This window comes from Streptomyces sp. NPDC048288, from assembly GCF_043201555.1.
In the GTDB taxonomy this organism is placed as follows: Bacteria; Actinomycetota; Actinomycetes; order Streptomycetales; family Streptomycetaceae; genus Streptomyces.
This window is the reverse complement of the sequence record NZ_JBICZD010000010.1, coordinates 260,861-279,936: the sequence shown is the minus strand read 5'-3', so window position 1 is coordinate 279,936 and position 19,076 is coordinate 260,861. Positions and strand designations below refer to the sequence as shown.

Here is a 19,076-nt window from a genome sequence, read left to right as displayed (position 1 = left end):
CGCGCCCCCCCGCCGGGGGGTTTCGAAGGGCGTGCGTGCGTGCCGGCCACACCCCCCCGCCGGGGGCCCGGGGGGGGGGCCCCCCCCCCCGGGGGGGGCCCCCCCCCGGGGGGGGGCCCCCCCCCCCGACGGTGTGTGGGGACGGGTCAGTTCTTTTTCTTCTTCTTGAACGTGGTCTTGCTGGTCAGGGTCCAGCTGTCGGACGTGACCGTCTTGCGGTGCTTGTCCTTCGCCGTGACCGTGACCTTGAACCGGGTGCCGTCCGGCAGCGGGGCGGACAGGTGCACGGTGGCCCTGTGGGTCGCCCGGTTGTAGGAGACGACGGCCGTGACGTGGAGCTTCCTGGCCGCCTGGGTACCCTTCAGGACGGTCACGGTCGCCGTCACGGACGACACCGCCGACTTGGCGGGCACGGTCAGGGCGAGGGCGCTGGCCGCGTCGGCGGTGTGCGCCACCGAGGACGCGGTCACCTCCGAGGCGGCGACGGACGCCGACAGGGACGCGCTCGGGTCGTCGGCGGTGAAGACGGGGCCCACCCAGTAGTTCGAGGATCCGTAGGAACCGTTGGGGAAGGCCGGGTCGGTGCCGTACTTGTAGAGCCCGTTGTGGTGGGTGGTGGTGTCGGCCGTGGCGGTGAGCGGATAGGACTTGTGGGCTGCCGCGAAGTAGCCGCCGTCCACCGCGTAGTTGCCGTTCGGCGCGTGGTAGGAGACGACGTAGGCGGTGTCGGCGGTGATCGCCACCGGGGTGGCGAAGGTCAGCGTCTGCCAGCCGGAGGCCGTCTCGTTGGTGAAGGTGCCGCTGGCGAGCAGGGTGCCGTCGTCGGTCCACAGGCTGCCGGTGTGGGTGCCCGTGTTGCCGGTGCCCTTGTAGAAGGTGACACCGGTGACCCAGCCGGCCGCGGAGGACGTGAACCGGGTGCCCAGCTCCACGGAGTTGGGGTCGGCGGTCATGTCGGCGGTGGCCGGTGTGGCGGAGGAACTCCACAGCGTGCAGGGGCAGGTGACCGCCGGTGGTGTGGAGCTGGTGGTGAACGACCAGGTCACCGGGTCCGTCATGGCGTTGCCCCACACGTCGGAGGCCTGGACGGACGCGGTGTACGTGGTGTGCAGGTCCAGCTCCGTCGACGGCGTGAAGGTCGCCTTGTTCGACGCGGGGAAGGTGACGGCGCCGGGCACGGTGTTGCCGTCGGCGTCCTTCAGGGTGAAGGTCACGCTGTCGGTGTCGACGGCCGAGCTGAAGGTGGCCGACACCGGCGCCGTGATCGACGCGTCGGTCGCTCCGGACGTCGGGGAGACGGAGGAGACGGTGGGCGGGGTCGTACTGGCGGTCGAGGTGTCGAGCACCACGTCCACCCAGTAGTTGCTGCCCGAGGCCGCCGAGGACGGGAAGGCGCTGGTCGAGCCGTAGTGGTAGACGCCGTTGCCGCCGTCGACGCCGGTCTGGAGCGCGGTCAGCGGGGCCAGGCCGGCGCCGCTGCTGGCGAACGAGGGGTCGTAGGAGTATCCGCCGTTGGGGGCGAAGTACGAGGCGACATAGGTGGTGTTGGCCTTGACGGTGACCGGGGTGGAGAAGTTCAGCTGCTGCCAGCCGGAGGCGGTCTCGTCGGTGAAGGTGCCGGTGGCCAGGCGGGTGCCGGAGGCCGTCCACAGGCTGCCGATGTGGGTGCCGGTGTTGACGGGCGACTTGTAGAAGCGCACTCCGGTGATCGAACCGGCCACGGTGGTGCGGAACTTGACGCCGAGCTCCACCGAGCCGCCGTCACCGGCGTTGACGGTGCCGGGCACGGCCGAGGCGGGCCAGATGGTGCAGGGGCAGGCCTGGGGGCCGACGGTCACCGGGATGGTGGTGACGGTGCCGATGTTGACGCTGTCGTCGACGGCGCGGACCTTGATGGACGCGGAGCCCGGGGTGGTCGGGGTCCAGCTGTAGCTCCAGGACGTCAGACCGGTGGCGGCGTTCCAGGTCGTGCCGCCGTCCGTGGACACCTCGACCCGCGCGACGACGCCTCCGGTGTCGGCGGCGGTGCCCTTGATGGTGACCGCCTTCAGCGCCGGGACGGTGACCCCGGAGTCCGGGCTGGTCACGGTGATCGTCGGTCCGGTGGTGTCGGTGGAGGCGGAGGCGGCGACCAGGTTGCTCTGCAGGGTCAGCGGCTGGACGCCCATGTCGGCGAGGATGTTCACCGTCGCCTGCTGCATCCGGGAGTCCTCGGTGACCACCGTGTCGTCGGCGTTGTAGGTGGGGACGTCGGTCAGGCCCCACGACCACTGCACGGTTCCCGACCCGAACACCAGGGCTCCGGAGTCCTGGTCGCGGAACTCGACGAGGTTGTGGGTCGCGGTGCCGTTGCCGTAGATGTTGCCCCAGTCCTGGCGGAGCTTGCCGTCCTCGATGTCGACCGTCGTGGACGACACGTCGATGGCTCCGGCGGGTCTGGTGCTGTTGTCGATGTCGCTGTCCCACTCGTAGCCGAGTGTGCCCGTCGGGAACGTGGCGGTCTGGCTGGAGGTGAGGCTCGCGATGGAGGTGTTGCGCCAGATGCGGTTCTTGCCGTAGGAGCCGGGGACCGTGATGGCGTCGCTGCGGTAGCCGTTCACCGTGAACATGGAGCCGGTGAGGATGTTCGGCGGCTGGTAGGACTGGCCGTAGCTGGTGCTGGTCGGGTCCATCCAGGTGCCGGTCCACTGGCCGCTGGGGTCGGCGACGCCGTTGCCCTGCGCCATCTTGGTCATCTTGTAGCAGACCAGGGTGCGGTCGGCCGTGCTGGTGCCGTCGATGCTGGGGGCGAGCCGGGTCTTCCAGAAGACCTCGTTGCCGCTGAAGAAGCCCTCCCGCACACCGGCCTTCCGCGCCGCGAGCACGTTGGAGTACTGGCTCTGCGTCCAGTACTCGTCATGGCCGGACGACAGGTACACCTTGTGCTTCTCCAGCTGGGTGGCGCCGCTCGACGAGGACACCTGCACACCGGAGGTGTAGGTGACGTCGTAGCCGTTGCGCTCCAGCCAGGACAGCATCATGTACTCGGAGCCGTAGATGCCGTTGTCGCCGCCGATGTCCAGCGGCCGGTTGTAACTGACCTCGTAGGCGCGGCCGTCGGGCGCGGGCCCGGTGCCGCCGTACAGGTCCTGACCGCCGTAGTCGTTGTACGCCTGCCAGGTCTGGTCACTGGTCTGTACGACGATGTCGGCGGTGCTGGAGTCGTTGCGGACGACGAACGGGTACGGCATCAGGCCGTCGCCGTCGGTCTGCGTGAGGTTCGCGATGTACAGGCCGGACACGGCGTCGCTGGGCACGGTCCAGGTCGCGGTCACCGGCCAGTTGCCGCAGTCGACCAGCCCTGTGCTGCTCTTGGTGGTGCAACTGGCGGGCGAGGAGGTGTAGTTCGCCGGGTACGTCACGGCCGCCTGGGCCGCGGTCGACATCTGGCGGGCGCCGTCGCCGCCGTACCAGCCCAGCCGGTAGATCTGGACGTTGTACGGGGTCTTCGACTGGACCTTGAACTGGACGGTGTCCCCCGCCTGGACGCTCTCCTTGGTGGTGAAGCCCTGGATGTCACCGTAGGCGTTGGGCGAGAACCAGTCGGTCTTGGGGCTGCCCGTCTTGGAGTTCTCGCAGACGATCGGGTTGGAGCCCGACCCGCACGGATCGGACGCCGCATGGGCGGACCCGGCCAGCGGGAGCACCGCCAGTATCAATGCCACTACGACGGCGAGGCGCCCGCCCCGGATCCGTCTGCTCCATTTTTCCATGTGTACCTCTCAGCGGTGCTGTGCTGGTCCGGCCCGTGGGGCCGAGATGAAGCGGGGGGTGGCGCTTGAAGCCGTGGGGATCAGCCGCCGAGCGCGTCGGTGAACGTGTCCACGACGCGCCGCTGCTGGTCGGGGGTGATCTGCGGGTACAGCGGCAGCGACAGGATCCGGTCCGCGGCCTGCTCCGCGTGGGGGAAGTCGCCCCGGTCGTACCCGAGATGGCGGTACGCCGGTGTCAGGTGGACGGGTGCGGGATAGTGCACCCCGGCGCCGATGCCCTCGGCGTTGAGCTTGCCGACGACGTCGTCCCGGTCGGTGCCGGCGACCTGGACGACGTACAGGTGCCAGACGTGGACGTTGCCGGGTGCGGTGACCGGCAGGACGATCCGGCCGTCGGCGGCCAGGTCGGCGAGGAGTTCGTCGTAGCGGGCGGCGGCCGCCCGGCGGGCCGCGTTGCCCTCCGCCAGCCGTGCCAGCTTCGCCCGCAGGACGACGGCCTGCAGTCCGTCCAGGCGGCTGTTGAAGCCGGGCACGTCGTGGCGGTACTTGGCGACCCCGCCGTGGTTGGCGATCGCCCGCACCAGGTCGGCGCGTGCCTCGTCGTCGGTGAGCACCGCGCCCGCGTCGCCGTAGGCGCCGAGGTTCTTGCCCGGGTAGAAGCTGGTGGCGGCGATGGATCCGCTGCCCGGGGTGCGGCCGTCGCGGGTCGCGCCCTGGCACTGGGCGGCGTCCTCGACGACCGGTACTTCCGGGGGAAGCCGGTCGCTCAGCGTCGTGACGTCGGCCATCTGCCCGTAGAGGTGGACGGGGACGACGGCGCGGGTGGCCGGGCCGACCGCGTCGAGCGCGGCCTGCGGGTCGAGCAGGTGGCTGTCGGGCAGGCAGTCCGCGAGGACCGGGCGGGCGCCGATCCGGGCGACCGCGCCGGCCGTGGCGATGAAGGTGTTGGCGGGCACCACGACCTCGTCGCCGGGACCGACCCCGCTGGCTCGCAGGGCGAGTTCGACGGCGTCGGTGCCGTTGGCGACGCCCACGCAGTGCGCGACGCCGCCGAAGTCCGCGTAGGCGCGCTCGAACCGGCGCACCTCCTCGCCGCCGACGAACGCGGTGTTGGCCAGGACCCTTTCGAATCCGGCCCGTACCTCGTGGGCGACCTCCTCGTGGGCCGCTTTGAGGTCCACGAGCGGAATCTGGTTCATGTCAGCGGTCCCCCCACTGTCTCTGTCGCCAGCTGTTCCAGCGCGGGCGGTTCCGCCGCGCGCAGCCGTCGGGCCGGGCTCCCCACCCAGACCTCGCCCGGCGGTACGTCGCCGAGTACGGCACTGCCCATCCCGACCAGCGACCAGGCGCCGACCGTCGTACCCTCTCTGACCAGCGCGCCGGAGCCGACGTAGGCGCCCCGCTCCAGTCGCGCTCCGCCGCCGAGGCGGACGCCCGAGGTGAGCGTGGCGAAGTCCTCGACCACGTCGTCGTGGGTGAGGACGACCTGGGGCATCACGGCGACATGCGCGCCGACCCGCACCGCGGCCGTCAGCGCGCAGTGCGCGAGCAGGACCGTGCCGGGGCCGATCTCGGAGGTCGCGGAGACCGAGGCCGTCGGGTGGATCACGGTGGCGTAGCGGTCCGCGGGCAGGGCGAGCCGGCGGACCAGGCGGGCCCGGGCCGCGTAGTCCCGGGGGTTGCCGACGCAGATCACCACCCGGGCGCCGGCCAGCTCGTGGACCAGGTCGCAGCCGCCGAGGACGGGCACGCCGTCCACGTCGGTGCCGTGCAGGGCGGGGTTGTCGTCCAGGTGCCCGAGCAGCTTGAACTCGCCCGCGTCCGCCACGGCCTGCGCGGTCTCCCGGGCGAAGCCGCCCGCGCCGACGATCACGAGTCCGGTCATCTTCGGGCCTGTTCGCGCAGGGCGGTGACGACGCGGTCCTGCTGGGCCTCGGTCATCGTGTGGAACAGCGGCAGGATCAGCGAGTCGCGGGTGAGGCGTTCGGTGACCGGCAGCGGTGCGCGGGGGTGGTCGGCGTAGGCGGGTTCGAGGTGCGCGGCCATGATCCCGCGCCGGGCGGAGACGCCCGCCTCGGAGAGCGCGGCGAGGACGTCGTCCCGGCCGGCCGGGAAGTCCTCGTCCAGCAGCACCCAGTAGGACTGGAAGTTGCTCGTGCCGTGCGCGGGGTCGCGTACGGGGGTGAGGCCGGGGACGTCGTGCAGCAACGCGTCGTAGCGGGCCGCCAGTTCGCGGCGGCGGGCGATCATCGCGTCGAGCTTGCCGAGCTGGACCAGGCCGATGGCGGCCTGGACATCGGTCATCCGGTAGTTGAAGCCGACTTCCAGATAGCTCTCCAGGACCGGCTTGTTGCTCGCGTGGCGGTCGGCCGCCGAGGCGTTCATGCCGTGCTCGCGCAGCCGGCGCAGCCGGGCCGCCCACTCGGCGTCGTCGGTGGTGATCATGCCGCCCTCGCCCGTGGTGACGAGCTTGCGCGGGTGGAAGGACCAGGCGGCGAGCAGCGCGCCGTGCCCGACGGGCTTCCCGCCGACGGTGGAGCCGATGGCGCAGGCCGCGTCCTCGACCAGCGGCAGGTCCCAGTCGGCGCAGGCGGCCCGCAGGGCGTGCACATCGGCCGGGACGCCGCCCTGGTGGACGGCGAGGACGGCCCTGGTGCGCGCGGTGCGGACCGCGTCCACGGTGGCCGGGGTCAGGTTGCCGGTGGCCGGGTCGACGTCGGCGAACACCGGCTCGGCACCGACGTACCGTACGGCGTTGGCGCTGGCGATGAACGACAGCGAGGGCACCACGACCTCGTCGCCGGGGCCGATGCCCAGGGCGACCAGGGAGAGGTGCAGGGCGGTGGTGCAGGAGCTGACGGCGATGCCGTGCTCGGCGCCCACCCGCTCGGCGAAGGCCTTCTCGAAGGCGGCGACCCGGGGGCCCTGGGCGACCCACCCGGACAGCACCGCGTCGGAGGCGGCCCGGGCCTCCTCCTCGCCGAGCCAGGGGATCATCACCGGGATGCGGTCGGTGCTCACTGGGCGGCCTCCCGCTCCGCGCGCCACCACTGGACCAGGTCGCGCAGCCCGGTCCGCAGGTCGATCTCGGCCGTGAAGCCGAGCCGCCCGGCGGCCTGCGAGGTGTCGGCGAGCCGGCGGACCACCGAGTTCACCGAGCGGGCGGGCCCGTGCACCGGCTCCATTCCCTCCGCCCCCATCGCCTCCAGCAGCCCCTCGGCGAGTTCCTTCAGCGAGGTCTCCGTACCGCTCGCCACGTTGAACACCTCGTCGGTGAGGTCCGACTCGGCGGCCAGGACGTTGGCCCTGGCGATGTCGCGGACATCGACGAAGTCCATGGTCTGGGTGCCGTCGCCGAGGATCAGCGGCGGCTCGCCCGCCTCGATGCGCTCCATCCAGCGGATGAGCACCTCGGTGTAGAGGCCGTGGATGTCCATCCGGGGGCCGTAGACGTTGAAGTAGCGCAGGGCCACGTAGTCCAGGCCGTACATGGCGTGGAAGCTGCGCAGCATGCCCTCGTTGAAGGCCTTCGCGGCGCCGTAGAAGGTGTCGTTGTTGTACGGGTGGTGGCGCTCGGTCGTCGGGAACTCCTCGGCCATGCCGTAGACGGACGCCGAGGACGAGGCGACCACCTTGGCGACGCCGGCCGCGGCCGCCGCCTCCAGGACGTTGAAGGTGCCGTCGACCAGGACCTCGTTGGCGAGCCGGGGCTCCTCCGCGCACTGGGTGATGCGGATCGCGGCGAGGTGGAACACCAGGTCGGCGCCCTCGGTGACCTTCCGTACGGTGTCGGCGTCCCGCACGTCGCCCTCGACGATCTCCACGACGCCGCTGGGCAGGGCCTGGGCGAGGTTGGCCCGCCGCCCGCGCACGAAGTTGTCGAGTACGACGACCTCGCGGGCGCCGCCCTCGGCCAGCAGGTCGACGAGGTTGGAGCCGATGGTGCCCGCTCCCCCGGTGACCAGGATCTTCTTGCCGCGTACGCTGCTCAACTGTTCTTGCCTTTCAGCGAAGTGGTTCTGTCAACGCCCGGCGCGCAGGCCGACGACCGCGCCCTTGAACTCGAGGCTGCGGGAAGCCGCCTCAAGGATGTCCAGTACGCGCAGGCCCGCCCGGCCGTCGGTCAGCGGCGCCCGGCTCCCGCGGATCGCGTCGCCGAACTCGTCGACCATGCTGCGCAGCGCTTCCTTCTCACCGATGGCGGGCGCGACCATGTCCCCGGAGCGGTACGAGATGAGCATCTCCCGGCGCTCGTCCGCGCCGATCTCCTGCGGTGCGGCCATGTCCACGCCCCGGTCGTAGACCGAGACCCGCTGCAGCGGGTTGAGGTCGTCCCAGAGCAGGGTGCGCTTGGAGCCGCCCACCATGGTGGTCCGCACCTTGGTCGGGGAGAGCCAGTTGACGTGCACGTGGGCGATGGCGCCGGTGTTGAGCTGGAGGGTCAGGTAGGCGATGCAGGCCTGTCCGGCGCCGATCGGGTCGGCCCCGTGGGCGGCGACGGCGACCGGTTCGACGCCCGCCGGGAGGATGAAGTCGAGGATGGACAGGTCGTGCGGGGCGAGGTCCCACAGCACGTCGATGTCCTTCTGGACGAGCCCGAGGTTGATGCGGACCGAGTCGACGAAGTGGATCTCGCCGAGTTCGCCGGAGCGGACCAGTTCGCGGATCCGGCCCACCGCCGGGGTGTAGCAGTAGGTGTGGTCGCACATCAGGGTGAGGCCGCGTTCCTCGGCCTCGGTCACCAGCCGCATCCCGTCGGCGTAGGTCGCCGCGAGGGGCTTCTCGACGAGGACGTGCTTCCCGGCGCGCAGGGCGGCCAGGGCGATGTCGAGGTGGGTGCCGGCGGGCGTGGCCACGGCGACGGCGGCGACGGCGGGGTCGGCGAGGACGGCCGCGTAGTCCGCGGTGGCCTCGACCGTCGAGTAGCCGCCGAGGACCCGCCGGGCCCGGTCCACGTCGAGGTCACAGAGCCAGCGCAGCCGGAAACCCTCACTGGCCTGGAAGTTGCGTACGAGGTTGGGGCCCCAGTAGCCGGCCCCGACGACCGCGACCCCCAACGGCTCCTGCGTCACTGTCTGCCTCTTCCGCTGATTCCTGTGGTCCATCAGTAGGCCCCCGTTCCGCGCACCACCACGGCCCCGGTGCGCGCCAGGATCGACAGGTCAAGGCCCATCGACCAGTTGTCCACATATCCGAGATCGAGCCGGACCGCCTCGTCCCAGGGCAGGTCGGAGCGTCCGCTGACCTGCCACAGTCCGGTGAGGCCGGGCTTCACCAGCAGCCGGCGCTTGATGTCCGCCGAGTACTCCTCGACCTCCTCGGGCAGCGGCGGCCGGGGCCCGACGAGCGACATCTGGCCCTTGACGACGTTGAGGAGCTGCGGGAGTTCGTCGAGCGAGCTGCGGCGCAGGAAGGAGCCGACCCGGGTGATGCGCGGGTCCTCCTTCACCTTGAACAGCAGCCCGTCGCTGTTCTGGTTGAGGTGTTCGAGTTCCGCGCGCAGGGCCTCCGAGTCGGGCCGCATGGTGCGGAACTTCAGCATGGTGAAGTGGTCGCCGTAGCGGCCCACCCGCTGCTGCCGGAAGAGGGCGGGTCCGGCACTGTCGAGGCGGACGACGAGCGCGATCGCCAGCATCGGCAGCGCGAGCAGGAGCAGCAGTACCGCCGCGAGGGAACGATCCAGCAGTTCCTTCGGCAGCCGGGAGAGCCGGGAGAGGTTCGGCGGCTTGATCCGTACCAGCGGCACCCCGTTGGTGGGCCGTACCGCCAGCCGGGCGGTGGCCACGTCGGTCAGGACGGGGGCCAGCAGGAAGTCGACGCCCTGCACGGCCGCCGTCCAGGACATCCGGCGCAGGACGGAGGCGTCGAACTCGGGGGCGGGCAGCACCACCACGGTGTTGATGCCCAGGGCCCGGACGACGTCGTTCATGCCGCCGACGCCGCCGAGGGCGGGCAGCCCCAGCTTGCGGATCTCGCGGGCGTTCTCGGGGTCGGTCAGGCAGACTCCGGCGGCCTGGAGCTTCGGGGTGCCGCCGCGTCTGAGCACCGCGACCAGTTCCACGATGCCCCGTGACGGCCCGACCAGGAGTGTCGCGCTGCCGTCCCGGCTCTGGGCCCAGCGCCGGTGCAGCCGGCGGCGGAGCGTGTAGCGGACCGCGAGGGCGATCGCGGCGGCAGGTGCCGCCGCCATGATCATGTCATGAAGGAGCCCCGAATCGTGGATGAACAGCCAGTACGCGACGGCGGCAAGTGCCGGCAGCGCGACGGCCCCCCGGAGTACCCGCCGGTACTCCTCGGTCCCCAGACCGAGTGTGCCCCGGTCGTAGGAACGGTGGGCCAACATGGCCACGATCCAGGTCGGGGGCAGCACCAGGGCCACCGCCCAGCGGCCGTAGGCCGCGTGGACCAGGAAGGCCGCGGCGACGGCAGCGAGGCCGTCCGCGACCAGCAGGACGATGCGGTACTTGCGTTCCCACCGTCTTCGGCGGCCTTGTGGAAGTCTGCGTTCCACGACCGATTGCTCATGCGTGACCTCAATGGTCATGCGCCCCCCACCACATGCGCGGCTACCCCTGACCGAAGTGCCCTGGACGAGCGGCACTGGAAAGCGAGGGAGCTTCAGCGGTTCCCCAACCGCTTCATGCCCCCGGCATGCTGGTACGTACTGGTTGTTCTGATTGTTCAGATCCGTTCAACGGCCGGTCCATGACGTGCAGTCAAGAACGAGTTCCCCACCCAAACCGGTCCGGCGGCCATCAATCTAGACCACGCCGCGCAGTCTCGGGAACAGTTGGACGAAACACATGTCGCAATAGTGACGCCGACGGCATACTGCCCCCGTGACCAGCATCGTGATCCCGGCCCACAACGAGGCCCGCGTCATCGGCCGGCTCCTCGATTCATTGTTGGCCGATTCCGGACCCACGGGCTCCGGTGGCTCCGGCGGCCTCGGGGACTTCGCGGACGACACCGACATCGTGGTCGTGTGCAACGGCTGCACGGACGACACCGCCGAGATCGCGGCGGCCCGTGGCCCGCGCGTCCGGGTGGTGGAGATACCCGTGCCGTCCAAGCACGCGGCGCTGCGCGCCGGTGACGATCACGCGCGCGGCTTCCCGCGCCTGTACGTGGACGCCGACGTGGTGATCGCGGGCGCCGACGTACGGGCGCTGACCGAGCCGCTGGCCGACGCGGCCTCGGGCATCCTGGCCACCGCCCCCGTCCGCCGGATCCCGCTGGCCTCCTGCGCCTGGCGGGTGCGCGCCTACTACCAGGTGTGGCAGCGGCTGCCCGCCGTACGCGAAGGCCTGTTCGGCCGGGGGGTCATCGCCGTCTCCAAGGCCGGGCACTCCCGGCTCGCCGCGCTGCCGCCGCTGATGGCGGACGACCTCGCCGCGTCCCTCGCCTTCGCGGCGGAGGAGCGGCGCGTGGTCGACACGGCCGGTGTGGTGATCCAACCCCCGCGCACCTGGCGCGATCTGATCAGACGGCGGGTCCGGGCGGCGGTCTCCACCGCCCAGGTCGAACAGCACCAGGGGCCGCAGGGGGCCTCGGCGCGCACCAGCAAGGCCGACCTGAAAGCGCTGCTGCGCCGGGAACCGAGGCTCTTCGTCGCGATGGTGGTCTTCCTCTCGGCGGCGGTCGCCGCCCGGCGCAAGGCGGCGAAGGCCGTCCGGGCCCAGGACTTCGGCACCTGGCTACGGGACGAGAGCAGCCGGCAGAACTGATCGCACCGCACCCGGGGGTTCCCTCCTTGTATCTCACCGACCGTTCGCAGCCCGTCCAGGCGGACACCGACCAGGGCCGAAGACGCGGGCCGGGGCGCGGCGTCGCCCCGGTCGTGCTGGTCCTCGGCACGGTCAGCCTGATCACCGACATCTCCTCGGAGATGGTCACCGCCGTGCTGCCGCTCTACCTCGTCACCACGCTCGGCTTCAGCCCGCTGGGGTTCGGCACCCTGGACGGGGTCTACAACGGGGTCAGCGCGCTGGTCCAGCTCACCGGCGGCCACCTCGCCGACCGCGTGCGCAACCACAAGCTGCTCGCCGGGCTCGGCTACGGCCTGTCCGCGCTGTGCAAGCCGCTGCTCCTGTTCGCCGGCAGCATCGGCACCCTGGGCACGGTCCTCGCCCTGGAGCGGACAGGCAAGGGCCTGCGCACCGCCCCGCGCGACGCGATGATCTCCCTGTCCACCCCGGCCGCCCGCCAGGGCCGCGCCTTCGGCGTGCACCGCGCGATGGACACCACCGGCGCGATGCTCGGCCCCCTGGCGGCCTTCCTCATCCTGCACGCGGCGGCGGACGGTTACGACGCGGTGTTCGGGGTGAGCGCCTGCGTCGCCGTCCTGGGTGTGCTGGTGCTGGTGCTGTTCGTACCGGGCAGACGGCGGACCGGGGCAGCGGAGGAGAGCGAGGCCAAGCCTCCCGTCCGGGTCCGTGAAGCCCTCGCGCTGCTGCGCATCCCCCGGCTCCGGGCGCTGGCCGGCTGTGCCGCGCTGCTCGGCCTGACCACCGTCAGCGACGCCTTCGTCTACCTGCTGCTGCAGCGGCGGGCCGGCATCGGCGAGGAGTGGTTCCCGCTGCTCCCGCTGGGCACCGCCGTCGTGTTCCTGCTGCTGGCCGTCCCGCTCGGCTCGCTCGCCGACCGGATCGGACGGCGCACGGTGTTCCTCGCCGGGCACGCGGCCCTGCTCACCGCCTACGCCCTCCTGCTGTGGGCCCCGGCCGTATCGGCCCTGGTCCCGCTCGTCCTCGCCCTGCACGGCACGTTCTACGCGGCGACCGACGGGGTGCTCCCGGCGGCCCTCGCCGGCATCGTGCCCGAACAGCTGCGCGCCAGCGGACTCGCCATCGTCGGCACCAGCCAGGCACTGGCCCGGTTCTGCTGCTCGCTGGCCTTCGGCGCCGCCTGGACGGTGTGGGGCGACGGCCCCGCGCTGGCCGGCGCGGCCGTCGGCCTGCTCTGCTGCGCCGCCGTCGCGGGCCTGGTGCTGCGCCCGGCCGACGGCACCCGATGACCACCACCGCCCCACCGAAGACCACAGGGAACCAAGGGAACCAGATGACTTCCATGCGCCGCCGTCTGCTCGTCCTCCTCGCGGCGGTCCTGGTGCTCGCGGGCGTGGGCACCGGCGTGGTCCTGCACGCCGCGGCCCGCGCGGACCGGGCGAACCAGCCGCACGCGGGCGACCCCACGGTCAGCGCGGGCAGGCCGACGCTCGACCAGAAGAGCCGGCTGATGTTCGTCAACGCGGCCGCCGGACCGCACCGCACCGCCCTCGCCTCGGTCCCCTCGGCCGACCCCGGGGGCGGCCGGACCGCCTCCGGCCTGAAGTGCGTCCGCTTCTACGCGGCGGCCGGGACCGGGGTCTGCCTGCAGTCCAACCCCGGTGTCCTCAAGCAGAGCAACCAGGCCCTGCTCCTCGACGCCGACCTGCGCACCAGGCGCACCTTCCCGCTCGCCGGCACCCCCAGCCGGGCCCGGGTCTCGCCCAGCGGCCGCTTCGTCGCCTGGACCGTCTTCGTCTCCGGCGAGTCCTACTCGTCCGCCTTCTTCTCCACCCGGACCTCGGTCCTGGACACCCGCACCATGAAGCTGACGCCCAGCCTGGAGACCTTCGCCATCACCAAGGACGGCAAGTCCTACCACGCCTCGGACGTCAACTTCTGGGGCGTCACCTTCGCCGCCGACGACGACACCTTCTACGCCACCCTCAACACCGCCAACAAGACCTACCTGGTGCGGGGTTCGCTGTCCCGGCAGACGGTCACCACCCTCGTCGAGAACGTGGAGTGCCCCTCGCTCTCCCCCGACGGGACCCGGGTCGCCTTCAAGAAGCGGGTGCTCTCCCGCACCGACCTCTGGCACGAGTACGTCCTCGATCTGAAGACCCTCCGCGAGACACCGCTCGCCGAACGCCACAGCGTCGACGACCAGGCCACCTGGATCGACGACCGCACCGTCGCCTACGCGCTCCCCTCCGAAGGCGACGTCAAGAGCACCGACCTCTGGTCCGTCCCCGCCGACGGCACCGGAAAGCCCCGCCTGCTGATCGCGGGAGCGTCCTCCCCGGCGCCGCTTTAGAGCCCATCTTTGCGGCATTTACGACAGCTGACGATCTCCGCACATATTCCGTCCCACTGGGCCGCTCCAGGGAACAGTGCCCGAATTGAAGGGTTGGGCACCAATAACGGCGTTCAGGCCGGAGAACGCCATGACTCCGTTCCCCGGAAGACCCCCAGGCCGGATACGTCACAGCCGCCGGGAGAGCGCTATAGTGCAGCCGTCAACTGCCCGTGCTCGCACGCCAGTCCCCCACCCTTCCTCAGAGCGGAGGCCAGGTGTCCCACGTGCGCGTCGTGACGGGCGGGGACACGACTCGGCACGCCACGGACTGTCCTGAACAACCATCACGACAACCCGCCGCGGCGTAGTTCAATTTCCGCACCCGCATTTCCGGTGCGGGTAAACGGGCAACCGCTATCCCCCCACCCTTCTCGCACTATCTCCCCCCTCACCGAAAGTCTCCCTCTTTCGTGGCCATCACCGTGCACGAGAACCGGCCCGCGGGCCGGCATGCCGCTGTTCCGTCCGGCAGTCTCTTTCGGCGAATCTATGCTCCGCGCGTGAGCGACGCGCTGGCCTTTTCGATGGCTACGTACGCGATGCCGCTTCTGGTGCTCACCATCACCAGTTCCGCGTCCTTGACGGGGCTGGCGTTCGCGTTGGAGTGGACTCCGCGGATCGCGGCGTTCGTCCTCGCCGGCAAGGTGGTCGACCGCCGGGGCGCGGCGGTCGTCTGCTTCATCGCCTCGCTCGCCCGGGCCACGGTGGTGGCGGTCTCGGCGGTCGCCCTGGTCATGCTGCCGAGGGGCACCGCCGAGACGGCGGTGATGCTGGTGCTGGCGGCCGTCACCGGCACCCTCTCCCAGTTCGGATTCGTCGCCAACGAGGCGGTCGGCGCGATCGTCACCCGGCGCGACCAGGCGCGGCCGCACGGGATCCAGGCGGTCCTCGTCGGCATCGACCAGACGGCCGCGGTGGGCGGTCCGCTGCTCGCGGGCTTCCTGCTGCTGGCGGGACCGGAGTGGATGCTCGGATGCCTCAGCGCGATCTCCTTGTTCGCCGCCGTGCTCGGCCTGCAGACCCCGCCGACCCCGTTGCGGGTCGTCCGGGCCGACGCCGCCGGAAAGGACCGCGCGCTCCGCCTCGGCCTGCGGACACTGCTGACGCTGCCCGCCCTGAGCTGGCTGGTGGCCGGGCTGGCCTGTTCCAACCTCGCCCTCGGCCTGCTCCAGTCCGCCAGCCCGGTGATCGTGGTGGAGACCTTCGGCCGCTCCGCCGCCGACGTCGGCACCATGTGGTCCGCCGCCGCCGTGGCGACCCTGCTGGCCATCACCTGCTGCCGGCTCGTGCTGAGCCGCCTCGACCTCTGGGCGGTGGGCGTGGTGTCCGCGACGCTCGCCTCCGCCGCGTGCCTGGCCGTCGCGGAGGCCCCGTCCTACCCCTCGTACACCGTCCTGGTGGCCATCTTCATGGCCGGGGACGGCGGCCTCACGGTCGTGCTGCGCACGGTGCGCTCGCTGATCATCCCGCCCCACGCCCTCGGTGCCACGCTCTCGCTGACCATGCTCCTCCTGCTGCTGCCCTTCCCGGCGGCAGGCGTCCTCGTGGCACTCACGCCGCCCTCGCACCTCGGCAAGGTCATCCTGGTCTGCGCTCTCGTCCAGGCTCTCGCCCTGGTCGCCACGTTCGTCAGGCTCCGCAACGACGCCACCCTGCGCATGGTCGCCGCGCGGCAGTGACGGACGGCGCTGCCACCGGCCGCCGGGCCCCGGTCCCGGATCAGCCGCGCCCCGGTGCCGCCCCCAACCGGTGCAGACGCAGCGCCAGTTGGACCTCCAGGACCCGTGCCGGCGACTGCCAGTCGTCGCCGAGGAGGCGGGCGACGCGCTCCAGCCGCTGGGCGACCGTGTTCACATGGACATGGAGTTCGTCCTTCGTGCGGACCGGGCTCATCCCCGAGGCGAAGTACGCGTCGAGGGTGTCCAGGAGTTCCGTGCCGCGCCGCTCGTCGTAGGCGACGACCGGGCCGATGGTGCGGGTGACGAACCCGGCGACGTCCCGTTCCCCGGCCAGGAGCAGGCCGAGGAAGCCGAAGTCCTCGGCGGCGGCGCCGTCCCCGCCGCGGCCGAGGAGGTCCAGCGCGTCGAGGCAGCGGCGGGCCTCGGCGTACGCGGCAGCCACGCTCTCGGGGTGGGCGGTGTGGTCGGTGACGGGGGCGGAGGCACCGACGGTCACCGGCTGGTGGACGGCGGTGCCGAGCCGGCGGGCGGTGCGCCGGGCGACCTCGGTGGCACTGTCGCCGGGGTCGAGGGGCAGCAGCAGGACGGTGCCGCCGTCGCGGGCGGCGGCCAGGCCGTGCCGGGCGGTGGCGAGGCGGGAGGCGGCCGACCACAGCCGACGGCGGGCGGCCGCCTCGTCCCCGGCACCGGCCGCCGGGCCGTCCAGCCGGGCGGCGAGCACGACATGGGTGGCGTCGAGATCCGCGTGCAACCGGGCCGCGCGGTCGCGCAGTTGACGGGGATCGCGGTCCCGGGCGTCGAGGAGGTCGTCCAGCAGTTCGCCGCGCACCCGTTGTTCGGCGTCGGCGGCGGACCGGCGGGCCAGCAGGAGCAGCGAGGTGACCATGGCGGCGCGTTCCAGGGTGCGCTGGTCGACCGGGTCGAGGTCCGCCCGGCCGCGCAGCACCAGCGCGCCGAGGAGTTCGCCGCCCGCGGCGACCGCGGCGATCCAGTCGTCGCCGTGCCGCACGGCATGTCCTTCCACGCGTGACGTCTCCAGCGACCGGGGGTCGGCGGTGTCGGCCGACCGGGTGTCGGAGGTGTCGGCGAACCGGGTGTCGGCGAACTCGACCTTTCCGTCCAGGACCTGGGCGACGGCGGCGGCCACGTCCTGGACCCCGCCGCCGCGCAGCACCAGCTCGGCGAGCCGGTCGTGGACGTCCGAGGCGCGTTCGACGGCCGCGCTGCGGTCCTTGATGATCTCGTTGGCCCGCTCCAGACCGGCCACGGCCGAACGGGTCTCGGTGAGCAGGTTCGCCGTGTCGATGGCGGCCGCGGCGAGCGCGGCGAAGGAGCCGAGCAGCGCGATCTGTTCCCGCTCGAAGACCCGCTCCCGCCGGTCCGCGGCGAACAGCACGCCGATGACGTGCGGCCCCAGCATGAGCGGCACCCCGAGGATGGCGACCAGGCCCTCGTCACGCACCCCGGCGTCGATGGTGAGCGTGTGCTGGAAGCGGTCGTCCTTGAAGTAGTCCTCGGTGACATAGGGCCGGGCGGTCTGGGCGACGAGCCCGCCGAGCCCCTCCCCCATGCCGAGCCGCAGTTGCTGGAACCGGGCCGCGACCGACCCTTCGGTGACCCTCATATAGGTGTCGCCGCGTGCCGGGTCGTTGAGGCTCAGATAGGCCACGTCCGTGCCGAGCAGCGACCGGGCGCGCTGCACGATCGCCTGAAGCACGGCGTCCACGTCCCGCAGTCCCGCCAGGTCGTGCGCGGTCTCGAACAGTGCGGACAGCTCCGCCTCACGCCGCCGTCTGCCCTCCAGCTCACCGCGGACCCGCAGCGCGAGGAGCTTGGCCCGCTCCAGCGCGGCGATCCGCTCCGGCGCCCGGCCCTCGGCGCGGGCGACCAGCACCGGCTGCTCGTACGCCTCCACCGAGGCGCCTCCGGCCAGCAGTTCGAGGTACGCCGACTCGGCGCCCCCGGGTGGCGGGGCGCCCTCGTGGCGGGCGCCGACCGCGTCGGCCGGGGCCGGCCTCCTGGCGGACTGCACGTGATCGCGAGACATGGTCACAGGATTCCGCATCGCCGCTCGGGCCCGTCGGGCCTGTGGAAAACTCGCGGACCGTCCGGGTGCGCGGCCCCTCAGTGAGCCGTCCAGCCGCCGTCGAGCACCAGCGAGGTGCCCGTGACGAAGGAGGCGTGGGGACCGCAGAGGTAGGCCACCGCCTCGGCGACCTCCTCCGGCTCGACGAGCCGCCGCACGGCGCTGTCCGTCAGGAGTACTTCGGACAGCACCCGCTCCTCGGGGATGCCGTGCGCCCGGGCCTGGTCGGCGAGTTGCTTCTCGACGAGTGGGGTGCGCACATAGCCGGGGTTCACACAGTTCGAGGTCACCCCATGGGGTGCGCCCTCCAGGGCGGCCGTCTTGGACAGTCCCTCCAGTCCGTGTTTCGCGGCCACATAGGCGGACTTGTAGGCCGAGGCGCGCAGCCCGTGGACGGAGGACATGTTCACGATCCGCCCCCAGCCCTGCTCGTACATGTGCGGCAGGGCGCCCCGGATGAGCCGGAACGGGGCCTCCAGCATCACCGTCAGCACGGTGTGGAAGACGTCCGGCGGGAACTCCTCGATGGGGCGGACGAGTTGGATGCCCGCGTTGTTGACGAGGACGTCGGTGCCGGCGGCGGCCCGCTCGGCCGCGTCCAGGTCGGTGAGGTCCAGGACGTACGGCTCGACGGCTCCGTCCGCCGCTCCCGGAGCCCGTCCGGCCGCGTCCACGAGTTCGGCCAGCCCCGCCGCGTCCCGGTCCACGGCTCTGACCCGCGCCCCGGCGGCCGCGAGACGCAGGGCGCAGGCCCGGCCGATGCCGCCGGCGGCGCCGGTGACCAGGGCGGTGCGGCCGCGGAGGTCGAGGGCGGTGGGATGCGGGCCCGGGAGGGCGCTGGGCGAGCTCATGATCCGACCCTAGGCGGGCCTCCCCCGGGCCCACATAGGGTCAGCCCACATACTTCAGCTGAAGGTCGTAGCGTCGAACCATGTGGGTGCGTCCGACAGGGCCTGCTTGATCCGGAAGACCCCGAACTCGTTGAGTTCCGGCAGGGCGTCCACGTCGAACCAGGCCACTTCCAGCGACTCGTCGTCGTTGACCCGGGCCTCGCCGCCGACGGCCCGGCAGCGGAAGGTGATGTCCATGTACTGGCAGACATCGCCGTTCGGGTAGGTGACGGGGTTCAGTGCCTGGACGAGGACCACGCGTTCGGCGACGCACCGCACCGCGGTCTCCTCGTAGACCTCCCGCACGGCGCAGGCCGCGGGCTGCTCCCCCGGCTCCGGGATGCCGCCGACGACCGACCATCTGCGGGTGTCCGTACGGCGGCCCAGGAGCACCCTGCCCTCGTCGTCGAAGACGATGGCGGTGATCCCGGGCAGCCACAGCAGCTGGTGGCCGGCGGAGGCCCGGATCTCGCGGATGAAGTCAGGAGTAGCCATGAGGCGACCCTAACGGCCCGGTTCCCCGGGCCCCGCCGAAGCCACGGGG

14 protein-coding genes are annotated in these 19,076 nt (G+C 72.0%); 4 read left to right on the top strand and 10 right to left on the bottom strand.

Going from position 1 to position 19,076, the window contains the following annotated elements; all coding sequences use genetic code 11:
• Window positions 1-146: 146 nt before the first annotated feature.
• From ACGFZS_RS33495 to ACGFZS_RS33465, 7 genes are all read right to left on the bottom strand, one after another.
• Window positions 147-3,704 carry a DUF4082 domain-containing protein gene (locus ACGFZS_RS33495; protein ID WP_393798231.1) on the bottom strand — a complete coding sequence of 1,186 codons (3,558 nt, stop codon included), beginning with the start codon at window positions 3,702-3,704 and terminating at the stop codon, window positions 147-149.
• Between the two features lie 128 nt (window positions 3,705-3,832).
• Window positions 3,833-4,951: a DegT/DnrJ/EryC1/StrS family aminotransferase gene (locus tag ACGFZS_RS33490; RefSeq protein ID WP_393798230.1), complete on the bottom strand. Its 1,119-nt coding sequence runs from the start codon at window positions 4,949-4,951 to the stop codon at window positions 3,833-3,835.
• Complete coding sequence (locus ACGFZS_RS33485) at window positions 4,948-5,637, bottom strand: acetyltransferase (protein ID WP_393798229.1); 690 nt, start codon at window positions 5,635-5,637, stop codon at window positions 4,948-4,950. The genes ACGFZS_RS33490 and ACGFZS_RS33485 overlap by 4 nt, the downstream gene beginning before the upstream one ends.
• Complete coding sequence (locus ACGFZS_RS33480) at window positions 5,634-6,773, bottom strand: DegT/DnrJ/EryC1/StrS family aminotransferase (protein WP_393798228.1); 1,140 nt, start codon at window positions 6,771-6,773, stop codon at window positions 5,634-5,636. Before ACGFZS_RS33480 ends, ACGFZS_RS33485 begins: the two co-directional genes overlap by 4 nt.
• Complete coding sequence (locus ACGFZS_RS33475) at window positions 6,770-7,744, bottom strand: SDR family NAD(P)-dependent oxidoreductase (protein ID WP_365689159.1); 975 nt, start codon at window positions 7,742-7,744, stop codon at window positions 6,770-6,772. Before ACGFZS_RS33475 ends, ACGFZS_RS33480 begins: the two co-directional genes overlap by 4 nt.
• Window positions 7,745-7,774: 30 nt before the next feature.
• Window positions 7,775-8,824, bottom strand: a complete 1,050-nt coding sequence (locus ACGFZS_RS33470) for a Gfo/Idh/MocA family protein (RefSeq protein WP_393798227.1) — start codon at window positions 8,822-8,824, stop codon at window positions 7,775-7,777.
• A gap of 32 nt (window positions 8,825-8,856) precedes the next feature.
• Window positions 8,857-10,296, bottom strand: a complete 1,440-nt coding sequence (locus tag ACGFZS_RS33465; protein ID WP_393798226.1) for a sugar transferase — start codon at window positions 10,294-10,296, stop codon at window positions 8,857-8,859.
• Between the two features lie 295 nt (window positions 10,297-10,591).
• Between ACGFZS_RS33465 and ACGFZS_RS33460 the strand changes: the two genes are divergently transcribed.
• The 4 genes from ACGFZS_RS33460 to ACGFZS_RS33445 all read left to right on the top strand — a co-directional run bounded on the left by ACGFZS_RS33460 (window position 10,592) and on the right by ACGFZS_RS33445 (window position 15,556).
• Complete coding sequence (locus ACGFZS_RS33460; protein ID WP_393798225.1) at window positions 10,592-11,479, top strand: glycosyltransferase; 888 nt, start codon at window positions 10,592-10,594, stop codon at window positions 11,477-11,479.
• Between the two features lie 26 nt (window positions 11,480-11,505).
• Complete coding sequence (locus ACGFZS_RS33455; protein ID WP_393798224.1) at window positions 11,506-12,768, top strand: MFS transporter; 1,263 nt, start codon at window positions 11,506-11,508, stop codon at window positions 12,766-12,768.
• Window positions 12,769-12,812: 44 nt separating this feature from the next.
• Entirely contained in the window at window positions 12,813-13,835 is a 1,023-nt protein-coding gene (locus ACGFZS_RS33450) for a TolB-like translocation protein (protein ID WP_393798223.1), read from the top strand.
• Between the two features lie 452 nt (window positions 13,836-14,287).
• Window positions 14,288-15,556 (top strand): MFS transporter, encoded by a 1,269-nt coding sequence (locus ACGFZS_RS33445; RefSeq protein ID WP_365689172.1) that lies wholly within the window; start codon window positions 14,288-14,290, stop codon window positions 15,554-15,556.
• A gap of 40 nt (window positions 15,557-15,596) precedes the next feature.
• On the opposite strand, the gene ACGFZS_RS33440 is transcribed toward ACGFZS_RS33445, so the two are convergent.
• The 3 genes from ACGFZS_RS33440 to ACGFZS_RS33430 all read right to left on the bottom strand — a co-directional run bounded on the left by ACGFZS_RS33440 (window position 15,597) and on the right by ACGFZS_RS33430 (window position 19,027).
• A complete protein-coding gene (locus tag ACGFZS_RS33440; protein WP_393798222.1) occupies window positions 15,597-17,603 on the bottom strand; it encodes a helix-turn-helix domain-containing protein in 2,007 nt (668 codons plus the stop codon).
• A gap of 77 nt (window positions 17,604-17,680) precedes the next feature.
• Window positions 17,681-18,493 carry a 3-hydroxybutyrate dehydrogenase gene (locus ACGFZS_RS33435; protein ID WP_393798221.1) on the bottom strand — a complete coding sequence of 271 codons (813 nt, stop codon included), beginning with the start codon at window positions 18,491-18,493 and terminating at the stop codon, window positions 17,681-17,683.
• Window positions 18,494-18,547: 54 nt separating this feature from the next.
• Window positions 18,548-19,027 carry an NUDIX domain-containing protein gene (locus ACGFZS_RS33430; RefSeq protein ID WP_393798220.1) on the bottom strand — a complete coding sequence of 160 codons (480 nt, stop codon included), beginning with the start codon at window positions 19,025-19,027 and terminating at the stop codon, window positions 18,548-18,550.
• Between the last annotated feature and the right edge of the window lie 49 nt (window positions 19,028-19,076).